The sequence below is a fragment of the Brevundimonas sp. GW821-FHT09G01 genome, from assembly GCF_059416065.1.
In genome coordinates this window covers 162466-176496 of sequence record NZ_JBWKOL010000007.1, presented here as the reverse complement: position 1 = coordinate 176496, position 14031 = coordinate 162466, and the positions used below count along the sequence as shown (strand labels likewise).

The window sequence follows — 14031 nt, the reverse complement described above, 5'->3', positions numbered from 1 at the left end:
TGTCGGAAGACTGCGGTTCGGCGAAGGGGGTTGCCCGCACGCAAAACTGGCGGATAGTGCCGGTGGGAGCCGGAACGGGAGAGGGGCGCCGCCATGCTCGTGATCGATCACCAGCCGCCCAGGACGTCGCGCGGCTCGCGCTACACCGCCTTTCTGATCGTCCTCATCCTGCACCTGTTGGCCTTCCTCTGGCTGGCGCTGGAGCGGGCCGGGGTGTTCCCACCCGAGATCCCGGCCATCGAGGTGATGCTGTTCCCCGGCGGGGGCGGCGGCCAGCCGGACGCCGCCACGCAGACGACCGAGGCCTCGGCCCGCCAGGCCACGCCGTCCTCCGTCCATGTCCCGCTGGACTCCACGCCCGAGCCGGACAGCCTGACCGCGCCGATCGAGCCGGCGCCCCAGACCCTGATCCCGCCCCTGAATCCGGGCCTTGAGGCCGCGGTTCAGCCTGAGGCCGCCCCGTCGGGCGCGCTGCAGGGCGCGGCGGGGGCCCAGGCGGGCGAGGGCGGCGGCGTGGGAGCCGGCTCCGGAACCGGTTCGGGGGACGCCGCGGGCGCGGGCGACAGCCCCTCGCGCTGGGTGCGCACCCTGACCGCGGCCGAGCGCGACGCCCACTATCCGCGCGACGCCGCCTACCGCAGGCTGTCGGGCCGGGTCGTGCTGAACTGCGTGACCTACGCCAGCACCCGCATCGAACGCTGCCGGGTGCGCTCGGAGAGCCCCGGCGGGCAGGGATTCGGCATGGCGGCCCTGCAGGCGGTCCGGCTGATGCGGCGGCAGCCTCCGACCGTGAACGGGCGGGTGAAGTCGTCCCACCGCGAGGATATCGTCATCTTTTTCACGCCCCCGCCGCAGGCCGAGGCGCAACCAACCCGTTGACGGAAGCTGAATCCCCTGTATAAGGCCCGCTTCCGCGAAGGGCGCGTCACGCTCCTGGTCTGTTGACCGGAGCGTTTATTGCGTCCGCACACGCGTATCTGGAGAGCTTCGTGGCCCGTATCGCTGGCGTCAACATCCCGACCAACAAGCGCGTCGAAATCGCGCTGCAGTACATCCATGGCATCGGCCCGGCCGCCGCCAAGGACATCACCGGTAAGGTCGGCATCGAAGCCGCCCGTCGCGTCAATCAACTGACCGACGCCGAAGTGCTGCAGATCCGCGAAACCATCGACCGTGATCACACCGTCGAGGGCGACCTGCGCCGCGAGACGTCGATGAACATCAAGCGTCTGATGGATCTGGCCTGCTACCGCGGCCTGCGTCACCGTAAGGGCCTGCCGGTCCGCGGCCAGCGCACCCACACGAACGCCCGCACCCGCAAGGGTCCCGCCAAGCCGATCGCCGGCAAGAAGAAGTAAGAGATAACGATGGCCAAGGAACCGGGTCGCGTAAAGAAGCGCGAGCGCAAGAACATCACGTCGGGCGTCGCCCACGTGAACGCCAGCTTCAACAACACGATGGTGACCATCACCGACGCGCAGGGAAACGCGATTTCCTGGTCGTCGGCCGGTCACATGGGATTCAAGGGTTCGCGTAAGTCGACCCCGTACGCGGCCCAGATGGCTGCTGAAGACGCGGCCAAGAAGGCCAGCGAACACGGCGTGAAGACGCTGGAAGTCAACGTCTCGGGTCCCGGTTCCGGCCGTGAATCCGCGCTGCGCGCCCTGCAGGCCGCCGGCATGACCATCACGACCATCCGCGACGTCACGCCGATGCCGCACAACGGTTGCCGTCCGCCCAAGCGCCGCCGCGTCTAAGCGTACCGTAGCCGACTATATCTCCGCCGGTCCTGGCGCCCCTGACGAGGAGCGAGGGGCCGGCGAACTCCGTACCGAGGGACACCCATGATCGAACGAAACTGGCAAGAGCTGATCCGTCCCGAGAAGCCGCAGATCGAGGCGAGCTCCGACCCCCAGCGCAAGGCGCGCCTGGTCGCTGAGCCCCTGGAACGCGGTTTCGGCGTGACGCTCGGCAACGCCCTGCGCCGCGTTCTCCTGTCGTCGCTGCAAGGCGCCGCCGTGACCGCGATTCAAATCGACGGCGTCGTCCACGAATTCTCGTCGCTGGAAGGCGTGCGGGAAGACGTCGTCGACATCGTGCTGAACATCAAGCAACTGGCGCTGCGCATGCACGCCGAAGGCCCCAAGCGCATGACCCTGCGCGCCACGGGCCCCGGCGTCGTCACGGCCGGCCAGATCGACGTCCCCGCGGACATCGAGGTGCTGAACCCGGATCACGTCATCTGCACCCTGGATGACGGCGCTTCGGTGCGCATGGAACTGACCGTCCAGAACGGCAAGGGCTATGTCGCTTCGGAGTTCAACCGTCCGGAAGACGCCCCGATCGGCCTGATCGCCGTCGACGCCCTGTACTCGCCGGTCAAGCGCGTCGCCTATCGCGTCGAGCCGACCCGTCAGGGCCAGTCGCTGGACTACGACAAGCTGGTGCTGGAAGTCGAAACCAACGGCGCCGTCTCGCCGGTTGACGCGGTGGCCTACGCCTCGCGCATCCTGCAGGACCAGCTGCAGATCTTCATCACCTTCGACGAGCCGAAGAAGGCTGTGGAAGCGACGGACGGCAAGCCCGATCTGCCGTTCAACCCGGCCCTGCTGAAGAAGGTCGACGAGCTGGAGCTGTCGGTCCGCTCGGCCAACTGCCTGAAGAACGACAACATCGTCTACATCGGCGACCTGATCCAGAAGACCGAGGGCGAAATGCTTCGCACCCCGAACTTCGGCCGCAAGTCGCTGAACGAGATCAAGGAAGTTCTCGCGACGATGGGCCTGTCGCTCGGCATGGATGTGCCGAACTGGCCGCCCGAAAACATCGAAGACCTGGCCAAGAAGTTCGACGACCAGATCTAGTTTCAACCCTCCGCCCATGACCCTTTCGGGATCGCGGAGCGGTTAGAATGATAGAGCCCCAGGTCCACGCGGTATCGTGGAAACCAGGGTTGAGTAGGAGAGACCCCGATGCGCCACGGCGCCGCCTATCGCAAGCTCGGCCGCACGGCCAGCCACCGCACCGCGATGTTCGCCAACATGGCTGCGTCGCTGATCAAGCACGAGCAGATCACGACGACCCTGCCCAAGGCGAAGGAACTGCGTCCCTTCGTCGAGAAGCTGGTCACGCTCGCCAAGAAGGGCGACCTGCACGCTCGCCGTCAGGCGATCAGCCAGGTTCGTGACGTGCCGCAGGTCGGCAAGCTGTTCGAGACGATCGGCCCGCGCTACGCCGAACGCAACGGCGGCTACATCCGCATCATGAAGGCCGGCTATCGCCACGGCGACAACGCCGCCATGGCCGTGATCGAGTTCGTCGATCGCGACGTGGACGCCAAGGGCCTGGACTCGGGTCCGGTCTATGAAATCGAGGGCGACGACGAAGCGTAAGCTTCCTCGTTGGGGCACTGAAGAAGGCGGCCGGTGCGAACCGGCCGCCTTTTTTCTTGGACGGAGTTCGGCATGGCCGACGAAATGACAACGCTGGGCGGCCGCACGGTCTTCCTGTGCGACGCCGCCGGACCGCGCGTCACCCGCGAGGCCGACGCGCTGGACCTGATCGGCGGGCTGTGGGGTCTTGAAGTGGACTGGCTGGTCTTGCCGACGGCGCGGCTGGGCGAGGACTTCCTGCGTCTGCGTACGGGTCTGGCCGGGGCGGTGATCCAGAAATTCGTCACCTATCAGGTCCGGCTGGCGATCGTCGGCGACATCTCGGCCGAGGTCGAGGCCAGCGACGCCCTGCGCGACTTCGTGCGCGAGTCCAACGCCGGCCGCCGGGTGTGGTTCGTTCCGGACCTGGCGGCGCTGGAGGCCCGGCTGACCGCCCAACCTGACGGAACCTGACCTCGCGCCGCCGACCGTTTGGACCGGAGCGGGGCTCTGGCAGGCTGGGCGGACACGTAAGGAGAGTCCCGGATGCGGAACCGTCTTGTCGCCCTGGCGACCGTGCTGGGCCTGGCCGGCTGCTATCCGGTGCAGAGCCTGCAGTACGACCGCCCCGACGCGCGCCGGGTGCTCGATCACGTCCGCAAGGGGCAGGCCTATCGCGCCGATCTGTCGGATGGGCGCGCGGTCGAGCTTCAGGACGCGGTGACGGCGGGCGATCTGGTCTGTTCGGCGCGTCTGGAGCCGGCCTGCTTCCCCGCCGCGACCGTGATCCGGCTGGAAACCCGCGAGGTCCCGGACGCGCCGTGGTGGGCCTATGCGGCGGCGGCGCCGATCGCGCCCTTCGCCCTGGCCGGCGCGGCGGCCGATGGGCTGGACCGGGTCCTGACCGGCGGGCCGCAGACCTTCTCGGCCTCATGGGCTGCGGACGCCCTGCCCGAATACAATCCCTGCATCCGCCATGTCCGCCTCGAGGCGGATGGAAGCTGGGCGTCGGACCAGCATATCCGTGCCGACCTGTACGGGCGCCGAGCTGCGCTGGGCGGCGGCTGTCTGGTGCGGATGGGGGCCGAGTACGCCTATCCGGTCGCCGAGCGGCGGCGGCTGCATCTGACCGGTCTGGCGCGTCGGCGGTTCGAGGCCTTCGCCTGCGTCCGGGCGAGGCCGGAGGCGGAGACCGCGGCGCCGAAGGCCTTCGTGCCGACTGGAGGGCTGCATACGGAAGGCCGCGCCGTGGACTGGCCGCGCGAACTGGCCGCCATCCTGCGGGATCCGGCGACCTTCGCGGTGACGGCCGACCTGACCGAAGCCTGTGCGGCGGCGGGCGGGGTCGCCCTCGACCTGTCCGCGGCCACGGCCCGGGCGCGGGAAGGCTGGCCCCTCCCGGCCGAGGCCGGCTGACACGCCGCCAAACTGTCGCGCCCCCAAACTGTCGCGCTTGTAGGGAAGGGGGCTTTTCCCGTCCGCTCCCGCTTCCCAGATGGAAGGCAGGGAGACCGCCATGCCGACAGCCGACGCCGTGATCACCATCGAGACCTTCCGCCCCGACCATGCGGAGGCGTGGCGGTCCCTCAATGAGGATTGGCTGCGCGCGGCGGGCTATGTGCTGGAGGCGAAGGATGAGCTTGTGCTCGGCGATCCCCAGGGGGCGATCCTGAACAAGGGCGGCCACATCTTCATCGCTGAGTGGGATGGGCGGCCGGTCGGCTGCTGTTCGGTGATGGCGATGGACGACGGCGGTTTCGAGGTCGGCAAGATGGGCGTGATCGAGGAGGCGCGAGGGCTGAACCTCGGGTGGCTGTTGCTGGAAGCCTGCGAGGCGGCGGCACGGGCCGCCGGCGCGCCGCGCCTGTACCTGGAGACCAGCCGGACCCAGACCCACGCCATAGCCCTGTATCGCCGCTTCGGCTTCACCGACCTGCCGCCTCGGCCCAGTCCCTATGCCCGGGCCGATGTGTGGATGGAGAAGCGGTTCTGACCGCTACTCCTTGGACAGGTCCTGCCGGTTGAACCAGGCCAGGGCCCCGGCCAGCGGCGCCAAGGTCCACAGGGTCATGCTCAGCACCGACTTCAGCAGCATGCCGTCGGGCAGGGGCGGGGCGCCTTCGGGCTGGATCACGACCAGCTTCAGGGCGTCCATGGCGGCGCCCGGGTTCAGCAGGACCGACAGCCAGGCGTCGGGCATCACGCCCATGGGGGCCAGGATCTGGGGCGTGAAGAACTGGGCGACCCCCACCACCAGCGGCACGAACAGGGCGACCAGCAGCGAGCGCGTGACCACGGCGGCCAGCATGCCCATCATCGTGAACTGAACGATGCGCAGCCAGCTCAGGCCGAAGCCGGCCAGGAACTGGCCGAACAGTTCGCCGGTGAGGCCGAAGGTGAGCGGACGGGTGAAGACGCTGGCGCGAATCAGGGTCTCGAAGAGCCCGCCGACCAGCATCAGGCCCATGGCCGCCAGGGCCAGCATGGCCGTCACGGCCAGCTTGCCCAGCAGCAGGTTGGCGCGGCTGTTGCGGGCGCTGATCAGCCGCCAGGTCTCCCAGCGGTAGTCGCCGGCGTAGATCGTCGCCGCGCCGATCAGGACGAACAGCAGCAGGGCCGGGTTATCCAGCTTGCCGGCGTTCTCCGCGATGGACTCGACCACATTGATCGGGGTGGAGGACATCAGCTCCAGCACCTGCGGCGGCATCTTGGTGTCGGACGTGATCTTCGCCTCGCTGGCCTTCATCACGAAGATGCCGACGGCGCCGAAGATGAGGCCCATGACCGGCACGAAGACCGTGCTCCACAGCAGGGTGGTGCGGTTCTTCCAGAGGCGGAAATTCTCCGCGCGGATGGCGTCAGCCAGCATGATCGGCCTCCGGGGTCTGCACGGAGCCCGTCTCGGTGAAGAAGATGGCTTCCAGATCGGTGCCGACCCAGCGCGCCTCGTGGATGTCGACGCCCTGTTCGACCAGGGCGCGGATCAGGGCCGGACCCTCGCTGCGCTTGATATCGGCCAGGACGGCGTCGCCGTCGCGGGTCGCCGTGACGCTGAGCGCGCCCAGAACCTTCTCGATCGGCGTGCCGACCAGCCGCAGGCGTTCGCCGACGGCGGTCAGTTCGCCGACCGCGCCTTCGCGGACCAGCTTGCCCTTGTTCAGGATCGCCACGCGGTCGCAGACGCGCTGGACCTCGAGCAGCTGGTGGCTGGCCAGGACGACGGTGACGCCGTCCTCGGTCGCCAGCGAGCGGATCAGGGCGCGCATTTCCTGGATGCCGGGCGGGTCCATGCCGCTGGTCGGTTCATCCAGGATGACCAGCTCGGGGCGGCTCATGAGCGCCGCGGCGACGCCGAGGCGTTGCATCATGCCGACCGAGAAGCCGCGCACCTTGCGGTCCGCCGCCTGGGTCAGGCCGACGCGCTCGAGCCAGTAGGGAATATCGGTCTCGCCGCCGACGCCGTGCTCCAGCGCCAGCCAGCGCAGGACCTGGCGGGCGGTCATAAAGGGCGGGAAGCGCGGGGTCTCGATCATCGAGCCCATGCGGCGCATGGCGCCCACGTCGCCGACACCGCCGCCCATCACGCTGGCCGTGCCGTCCGTCGCGCGGATCAGGCCCAGCAGGATGCGGAACAGGGTCGACTTGCCGGCGCCGTTGGGCCCCAGCACGCCATAGACCCCGCCCTTCGGGATGGTCAGGTCCAGCCCGTCGAGGGCGCGCACGGATCCGTAGGTCTTGGTCAGCCCACGGGTTTCAATCACAGCGTTCATGGAGGGGAGCTTGGCCGTGTGGACCGCCCGAGGCAAGGCGTTGTGGTGCTGTCGCAGATTAAGCTTAGGCAATCTCCGTCCCTTCCGCGGAGCTCCAGTATGGTCTTGCGTCCCCTGTTCCTGCTCGCCCTCGCGGCCGCGCTGGCGGCCGGTCTGCCGGTGCACGCCCAGGCCCCGGCTCCGGCGCAGGCGCCCTATCGGCCCGTCATCCTGGTCGGCATCGACGGGTTCCGCGCCGACTATCTGGAGCGAGGCCTGACCCCGACCCTGTCACGACTGGCGGTTGAGGGCGTCCAGGCCGAGGGCGGCATGCGCCCGTCATGGCCCAGCGTGACCTTCCCGAACTTCTATACGCTGGCGACCGGCCTGCACCCGGACCACCACGGCGTCGTCTACAACACGATGACCGATCCAAACCTGCCGGGGCGGCGCTTCTCGCTGGGCGCCCGGGCGGAGGTCATGGACCGGGTCTGGTACGACGCCGCCGAGCCGATCTGGGTGACGGCCGAGAACGCCGGCCTTCGCACCGCCACCCTGTTCTGGCCGGGTTCCGAGGCGCCGATCCGGGGCGTGCGGCCGACCTACTGGCTGCCGTTCGAGCAGACGGTGCCGTCGCTGGCGCGGGTCAACATCCTGCTGGCCTGGCTCAGCCTGCCCGAAGCGGAGCGGCCGCAGCTGGCCACCCTCTATTTCAACGTGCTGGACACCGCCGGGCACGAGTACGGCCCCGACGCCCCCGAGACCAATGCGGTGCTGGCCGATATCGACGCCGCCATGAAGGCGCTGTTGGACGGGTTGGAGAAGCAGGGGATCGAGGCGGATCTGGTCATCGTGGCCGATCACGGCATGGCGCCGATCTCGGGCGAACGGGTCGTCTTCCTCGACGACAAGGTCGACGCCGCCGCCTTCAACGTCATGGGCCACGGGCCTGTGGCGACCCTGGATCCCGTCGCGGGCCGCGAGGCTGAGGTCGAAGCCGCCCTTCTGGGCGCCTCGCCGCACGTGGAATGCTGGCGCAAGGGCGAGATCCCGGCCCGGCTGGTCTACGGAACCAACCCCCGCATCCCGGCCATCCTCTGCCTGGCCGAGACGGGCTGGATCATCGGCACGCGTGCGCGGGTCGATCCGGCCCGGATTCGCGGCGGGGCGCACGGCTTCGACAACCAGGCGCCCGAGATGCGCGCCCTGTTCATCGCCCATGGACCTGACCTGGCGCAGGGCGTCCGCCTGCCCGAGATGGACAGTGTCGACGTCCAGCCCCTGTTGGCCCGGCTGTTGAACCTCCCGGTCCCGGCGGGCGACGGCCGTGCGGCGGACACCGAGGCCGCGATGGCGCGCTAGGAGGCCGTCCGGCGAAAGACGAGAGCCTCGACCCGTCGTCCGAAGCTGACCGTCAGCCTGTCCCCGTCCGCCTTCAGGCGCAGCGGCCCGGTGACCACCTCGCCGTCGGCGCCCGCTCTCAATCCGCCCCAGTCCTCGGTGATCGGCTCGGGCGACAGGGGAGAGCGGATCGTGACCCGGACCCCTTCCTCGGCCGGGCGGATGTCATAGTCGATGCCGGTCTCCGCCGAGGTCCAGCGCCCGACCAGGCCGGCGCGCGCGGCCTCGGACGCCGGCTCCGGCGCGGGACGCGGTGCTGATGGAGCGGGCGGCGAGGGCGCCGTCGCGGGGACACCCAGAAGCGCTTCGGCGATCGCGCCCGGATTCACGTCGGTGCGGTTGCACAGCACGATCGCCCCGACCGCCGTTTCCGCCTGCCGGACGTATTCCGCGCGGAAGCCCTCCGAGCCGCCGTCATGGCTGAGCCACACGACGCCGTCGCGGTCTTCCAGCCCGACGCCGGCGCCGTACGGCGTTCCGAATTCGGGCAGGACGGCGACCGAGCCGTCGGCCAGACGGCCGGGCTCGACGAACAGGGCCCTCACCGTCGCGGTCAACGGCCCGCGGCCGGCCCGGAAGGCCGCGTCGAAGCGGGCCAGATCCTCCGCCGTCGTGACCAGACCGCCCGAGCCGGGAAGGGAGGGCTGGTCGTCCGCGATCCGGAAGCTTCCGTCCCGGAGCCGCCGATAGCCATGGGCGGTCAGCCCCTCGGTCGTGAAGCCGGTCCCGGTCATGCCCAGCGGGGCGAAGACGGTCTCGCGGGCGTAGTCCGCCAGGGGTTGGCCCGCCACCCGCTCCACCAGCTGCGCGAGCATCAGATAGTTGCCGTTGGAATAGGCGGCGCGGCTTCCCGGGGCGAAGTTGCCGCTGTCCAGTCCGCGCATCATCGCCAGCGTCGCGTCCGGCGGCGCCTCGCTCAGGCGTTCGATCCCCGACAGCGCCATCAGAATGGTGTGGTCGCGCACGCCCGCCGTCTGGTTCAGCAACTGCCGCACCGTGGCCCCCTGCAGGGCCCCGGCCATGTCCGGCAGCCACCGGTCGGCCGGCGCGTCCAGCTCGATCCGGCCCGCATCGACCAGGGTCAGGACGGCCAGGGCGGTGAACTGCTTGGAGGCCGAGGCGATGAGGAAACCCGTGCGCGAGGTGATCGGCGTTGCGGCCTCCAGATCGGTCAGGCCCGCCGCGTCGAACCTCGGCCCGGCCGGATCGAGCACGGCGACCGCGCACCCCGGCTGAACGCCTTCCCGCATCGCGGCCAGGGCATCGCGGGAGGCCGCGAAGGCGTCGCCCGGCGAGACGCCGGTCACCACCGTCATGGCGGAGACACACAGCAGTCGGTCGAGGGATCGGATCATGGGCGGCGTCTCCGGCTGGATTGACGCTAGCGCCATCCCCGGATCATCTCCTGTACAAATCGGAACCGGACAAACCCGTGCTGGCCCTGCCGACGTCGCCCAGGATGGAGCTCACCTCGCGGGCCGCGTCGCCCGACCTTCAGCCGTTCGTCTCGGCCTTCGTCGAGCGGAAGGACCTGACCGCGCTTCAGGGCATGCGGGAACTGCCCGTGCCGGCCCCGCTGATCCAGATCATGCTGGGCGCCGATGTCCACCTGACGGACGGGATGGCGGCGGCGACCGCGCCGCGCGTGGGCCTGTGGGGGCCGTCGTCCACCACGCCGTGGTCCCGGACCGAGCAGCCCATGCACGCCTTCGTCGCCGTGCTGACGCTCAGGGGCGCGGCGGTGCTGGCCCGGGCGGCGGAGGGGCCGATCGCCGACCGGCGCATGGATCTGGACGCCCTTCTCGATCCCGAAGCGCGGCGCGGGCTGTCCCGGATCGTGGAGGCGCCGACGGCGACCGACCGCATCGCCGCCGCGGAGGCCTGGCTTCGCGTCCTGATGGGTCGGGCGGGGGAGCCGAACCCCGCGGAGGCGCTGATGGACGCCATGCTTCAGCACCGCATCCGCGGCCCCGTCGCCGGAATCGCGCGCGGATGCGGCATTTCCGAGCGCGCGCTGCACAAGCGCTGCCATCGCCTGATCGGTTGGTCGCCGAAGCGCGTGCTGCGGATCGCCCGCCTTCAGCGCCTGCTGCGCACCCTGCATCCCTCGCCCTGGCTCTCGGCGGGCGACGAGGACGACGCCCGTCTGGAATACGCCGACGACTCCCATCTGGCCCGCGACCTGATGGATCTCACCGGCCTGACGATCTCGGCCTACCGGGCGTCGAAGATCGCCAGCCGCGACCGGCTGGTGCACACCCTCATCTGATCGCGAGGCGCCGCACCGGTGCGGATGGCGTCCGGACGCCCGGAGCGCTATCCACCGGGGCATGAACGCCCTCAACGACCTGAAAGTCCGCCGCGCCGCCATCGCCTTCATCCTGGTGACTGCGGTGCTCGACGTCATCGCCATGGGGATCATCATCCCCGTGCTGCCGCAGCTGGTGGTCGAGTTCGTCGGCTCGAACGCCGATGCGGGCTGGATCAACGGCGTGTTCGTGGCCCTGTGGGCGGGGATGCAGTTCATCTGCTCTCCCATCATCGGCTCGCTGTCCGACAAGTACGGCCGCCGGCCCGTCATCCTGATCAGCTGCGCCGGGCTGGCGCTGGATTATGTGCTGATGGCGGTGGCGCCGAACCTGTGGTGGCTGGCGGCCGGGCGGATCATCGCCGGGATCACCTCGTCCAGCTTCACCACCGTCTTCGCCTACATGGCCGACATCACCGCACCGGAGAACCGGGCCAAGGCCTACGGCCTGATCGGTGCGGCCTTCTCGGGCGGCTTCGTGCTGGGTCCCGTCCTGGGCGGCTTCCTGGGCGAGCTGGGTCCGCGCGCGCCCTTCTGGTTCGCCGCGGTCCTGTCCGGCGTGGCCTTCCTTTACGGCCTGTTCGTCCTGCCCGAGAGCCTGCCCCTGGACCGGCGGATGCCGTTCAGCTGGAAGCGGGCCAATCCGGTCGGCGCCCTGATCCTGCTGAAGCGCCACGCCGAGCTGACCGGGCTCGCGGTCGTGAACTTCCTGCTCTACTTCGCCCACCACGTCTTCTCGGCGGTGTTCGTGCTGTACGCAGCCCTGCGCTACGGCTGGGGCCCGGTGCAGGTCGGCCTGCTGCTGGCGCTGGTCGGTCTGCTGGACATGGTCGTGCAAGGGGTCCTGGTCGGGCCGGTGTCCAAGCGGCTGGGCGAGCGTCCGACCCTGGTGCTGGGCCTGTTCGGCGGCACCATCGGCATCTGCCTGATGGGATGGGCCCCCACGGGCTGGGCCTTTGTCGCCGCCATGCTGCCCAACGCCCTGTGGGGCCTCGCCATGCCGACCCTGCAGGCCCTGATGACCCGCCGCGTCGGCGAGGACGAGCAGGGCCAGTTGCAGGGCGCCAACAACAGCGTCGGCGCGATCGCGGGCGTCCTGTCGCCGCTGTTCTTCGGCTGGGTCTACACCCATTCCACGGGCGGGCATTTCGACAGCGTGGCGCGCTGGATCGAGAGCTGGGCCGGCCATGGACCGGCGTCGCGTCTGCTGGTCGGCGGCCTCTATGATCCCGGCCTGTCCTTCTACATCGCGGGGGCGGTCCTGTTGCTGGCCGCCGTAATCAGCTGGATCGTGGCGCGGCAGGCGTCGCGGACGGAGGCGGCCGAGGCGCAAGCCTAACCGCCTTGATCCGGCCCGAAATCCGGAGCGGAATAGGGCGTGTCCTTCCCTGACCAGCTACGGATGACGATGAAGACCGGCTCTCTCGCGCTCGCCCTCGCCCTCACGCTCGCCGCCTGCGGACAACCCAACACCTCCAAGGCCCAGGACGGAGTCTTCTCCGACAACCGGGTCGTGCCCGGCGACGCCACGGCGGTGAAGTCCAGCTTCGCCCCAGTGGTCCGCGCCGCCGCCCCCGCCGTGGTCAACATCGCCGCCCGGGGCGTGCAGCAGGTCCGCGATCCCTTCTTCGGCATGCCGGGCCAGCGCGAGACCGGCTCGGTCGGCTCGGGCGTCATCGTGCGGCCGAACGGGGTGGTGGTGACCAACTATCATGTCGTCAACGGCATGAGCTCCATCCGCGTGATCCTGAACGACCGGCGCGAGTTCAACGCCCGCGTGGTGCTGGGCGATGAACGCTCCGACCTGGCCGTACTGCAGCTGGAGGGCGTCAACGAACGCCTGCCGGTGCTCAACATCGACGACCGCGAGGAGCAGCAGGTCGGCGACCTGGTGCTGGCCATCGGCAATCCGTTCGGGGTCGGCCAGACGGTCACCAACGGCATCATCTCGGCCCTGAACCGGACCGAGACCAATATCTCCGACAGCGGCTCCTTCATTCAGACCGACGCGGCCATCAACCCGGGCAACTCGGGCGGGGCGCTGGTGGACATGGACGGCGACCTGATCGGCATCAACTCGGCGATCTTCTCGCGCTCGGGCACCTCGTCCGGCGTCGGCTTCGCCATCCCGGCCTCGATGGTGAAGCGGGTGGTCGACAACGCCGTCGGTGGCGCGACCACCGTCGTGCGTCCGTGGCTGGGCGTGAAGGGCGAGACGGTCAGCGCCGACATCGCCCGCAGCCTGGGCCTGGAGCGCCCGCAGGGCGTCGTGGTCACCCAGGTCTGGCCGGGCGGTCCCGGCGCGCGGGCCGGCATCCGCGAGGGTGACCTGATCGCCGCCGTGGACGGGGCCGAGATCAACGACCAGGGCGGGCTGAACTTCCGCGTCGGTCTGCACGACCCGAACGAGACAGTCGAGGTCACTCTCGTTCGCGACGGCCGCCGCCAGACTTTGAACGCCCGAATCGCGCCGCTGCCCGGCGACCCGGACACCGGCAAGGCGACCCTGATCCAGCAGGGCGGCCTGTCGGGGGTGCAGGCGGTGGCGCTGAATCCGGCCCTGGCTGACAGCCTGGGCGGCGATCCCTTCTTGGCGGGAGCGTTCATCACTAGGGTGCAGGGCGGCAGCTACGCCAACCGGGTCGGCTTCCAGGCCGGGGACGTGGTCGTGGCGGTCAACGGCCGTCCGGTCAGCGCCCTGACCCAACTGGCCAATGTCGGACGCGGCGCCGAGGTGACCATCAACCGCCGCGGCCGCACCATGACCGGGACCATCCGCTGATCAGGCCCTGATCGGCGCCCCGATCGACCAGGTATGGCCGAAGGGGTCCTTCAGCTGGCCGTAGCGGTCGCCCCAGAACTGGTCCGCCAGCGGGAACAGCGGCACGCCGCCGGCCAGGATGGCGCGGTTCCACCATTCGTCGGCGTCGTCGACCTGAAGGTGCAGGGTCACGCCGCGCGGAACGATGTCCTGCTCGCCGTTGTACTCGGGGAATTCGTCGGCCAGCAGGACGCTGGCGCCGTTGATGACCAGGGCGGCGTGCATCAGCCGCTCGCCGTCCTCGGCCAGCATGCGCCGCTCTTCCTTCGCGCCGAAGGCGCGCTGGTAGAATTCGATCGCCGCCTGGCCGCCGCGCGAGGGGATGGTTAGATGGGGGCTGACGCCGGTGGCCGGTCCCTGGGGCTTCGGAGCGTCCGCCAT

16 protein-coding genes are annotated in these 14031 nt (G+C 69.9%); 12 read left to right on the top strand and 4 right to left on the bottom strand.

What is annotated here, in order from left to right:
* Positions 1–93 precede the first annotated feature (93 nt).
* The 8 genes from AC07NB_RS14285 (at position 94) to AC07NB_RS14250 (ending at position 5364) form a co-directional block, all read left to right on the top strand.
* Positions 94–879, top strand: coding sequence for a TonB family protein (locus AC07NB_RS14285; protein ID WP_494572018.1), 786 nt, complete (start codon positions 94–96; stop codon positions 877–879).
* Positions 880–989: 110 nt separating this feature from the next.
* Positions 990–1358: a 30S ribosomal protein S13 gene (rpsM, locus tag AC07NB_RS14280; RefSeq protein WP_492312745.1), complete on the top strand. Its 369-nt coding sequence runs from the start codon at positions 990–992 to the stop codon at positions 1356–1358.
* 9 nt (positions 1359–1367) lie between these two features.
* Positions 1368–1757 carry a 30S ribosomal protein S11 gene (gene rpsK, locus AC07NB_RS14275; RefSeq protein WP_300292379.1) on the top strand — a complete coding sequence of 130 codons (390 nt, stop codon included), beginning with the start codon at positions 1368–1370 and terminating at the stop codon, positions 1755–1757.
* 87 nt (positions 1758–1844) lie between these two features.
* Positions 1845–2864: a DNA-directed RNA polymerase subunit alpha gene (locus tag AC07NB_RS14270; protein ID WP_492312746.1), complete on the top strand. Its 1020-nt coding sequence runs from the start codon at positions 1845–1847 to the stop codon at positions 2862–2864.
* 108 nt (positions 2865–2972) lie between these two features.
* The gene (rplQ, locus tag AC07NB_RS14265) at positions 2973–3392 is read left to right on the top strand and encodes a 50S ribosomal protein L17 (RefSeq protein ID WP_291837102.1); all 420 of its coding nucleotides are present in this window, start codon (positions 2973–2975) and stop codon (positions 3390–3392) included.
* A gap of 72 nt (positions 3393–3464) precedes the next feature.
* Positions 3465–3845 carry a DUF4180 domain-containing protein gene (locus tag AC07NB_RS14260; protein WP_492312747.1) on the top strand — a complete coding sequence of 127 codons (381 nt, stop codon included), beginning with the start codon at positions 3465–3467 and terminating at the stop codon, positions 3843–3845.
* 72 nt (positions 3846–3917) lie between these two features.
* Positions 3918–4787: a hypothetical protein gene (locus AC07NB_RS14255; protein WP_494572017.1), complete on the top strand. Its 870-nt coding sequence runs from the start codon at positions 3918–3920 to the stop codon at positions 4785–4787.
* Positions 4788–4887: 100 nt separating this feature from the next.
* Positions 4888–5364, top strand: coding sequence for a GNAT family N-acetyltransferase (locus tag AC07NB_RS14250; protein ID WP_494572016.1), 477 nt, complete (start codon positions 4888–4890; stop codon positions 5362–5364).
* A 3-nt stretch (positions 5365–5367) separates the two neighbouring features.
* Here the strand turns inward: AC07NB_RS14250 and AC07NB_RS14245 are convergent, their stop codons facing one another.
* Both AC07NB_RS14245 and AC07NB_RS14240 read right to left on the bottom strand, forming a co-directional pair.
* The gene (locus tag AC07NB_RS14245; protein ID WP_494572015.1) at positions 5368–6240 is read right to left on the bottom strand and encodes an ABC transporter permease subunit; all 873 of its coding nucleotides are present in this window, start codon (positions 6238–6240) and stop codon (positions 5368–5370) included.
* Complete coding sequence (locus AC07NB_RS14240; protein ID WP_494572014.1) at positions 6230–7141, bottom strand: ABC transporter ATP-binding protein; 912 nt, start codon at positions 7139–7141, stop codon at positions 6230–6232. The genes AC07NB_RS14245 and AC07NB_RS14240 overlap by 11 nt, the downstream gene beginning before the upstream one ends.
* A 99-nt stretch (positions 7142–7240) precedes the next feature.
* Between AC07NB_RS14240 and AC07NB_RS14235 the strand changes: the two genes are divergently transcribed.
* Positions 7241–8482 (top strand): alkaline phosphatase family protein, encoded by a 1242-nt coding sequence (locus AC07NB_RS14235; protein ID WP_494572013.1) that lies wholly within the window; start codon positions 7241–7243, stop codon positions 8480–8482.
* Here the strand turns inward: AC07NB_RS14235 and AC07NB_RS14230 are convergent.
* Complete coding sequence (locus tag AC07NB_RS14230) at positions 8479–9876, bottom strand: serine hydrolase domain-containing protein (RefSeq protein ID WP_494572012.1); 1398 nt, start codon at positions 9874–9876, stop codon at positions 8479–8481. The two genes, AC07NB_RS14235 and AC07NB_RS14230, sit on opposite strands and share 4 nt — an antisense overlap.
* A 77-nt stretch (positions 9877–9953) precedes the next feature.
* On the opposite strand from AC07NB_RS14230, the gene AC07NB_RS14225 reads away from it, so the two are divergent.
* The 3 genes from AC07NB_RS14225 to AC07NB_RS14215 all read left to right on the top strand — a co-directional run bounded on the left by AC07NB_RS14225 (position 9954) and on the right by AC07NB_RS14215 (position 13611).
* Positions 9954–10790 (top strand): helix-turn-helix domain-containing protein, encoded by an 837-nt coding sequence (locus AC07NB_RS14225; RefSeq protein ID WP_494572011.1) that lies wholly within the window; start codon positions 9954–9956, stop codon positions 10788–10790.
* 61 nt (positions 10791–10851) lie between these two features.
* The gene (locus AC07NB_RS14220) at positions 10852–12168 is read left to right on the top strand and encodes a TCR/Tet family MFS transporter (protein WP_291837083.1); all 1317 of its coding nucleotides are present in this window, start codon (positions 10852–10854) and stop codon (positions 12166–12168) included.
* 69 nt (positions 12169–12237) lie between these two features.
* Positions 12238–13611: a trypsin-like peptidase domain-containing protein gene (locus tag AC07NB_RS14215; protein ID WP_494572027.1), complete on the top strand. Its 1374-nt coding sequence runs from the start codon at positions 12238–12240 to the stop codon at positions 13609–13611.
* Here the strand turns inward: AC07NB_RS14215 and AC07NB_RS14210 are convergent, their stop codons facing one another.
* The gene (locus AC07NB_RS14210; RefSeq protein WP_494572010.1) at positions 13612–14031 is read right to left on the bottom strand and encodes a VOC family protein; all 420 of its coding nucleotides are present in this window, start codon (positions 14029–14031) and stop codon (positions 13612–13614) included.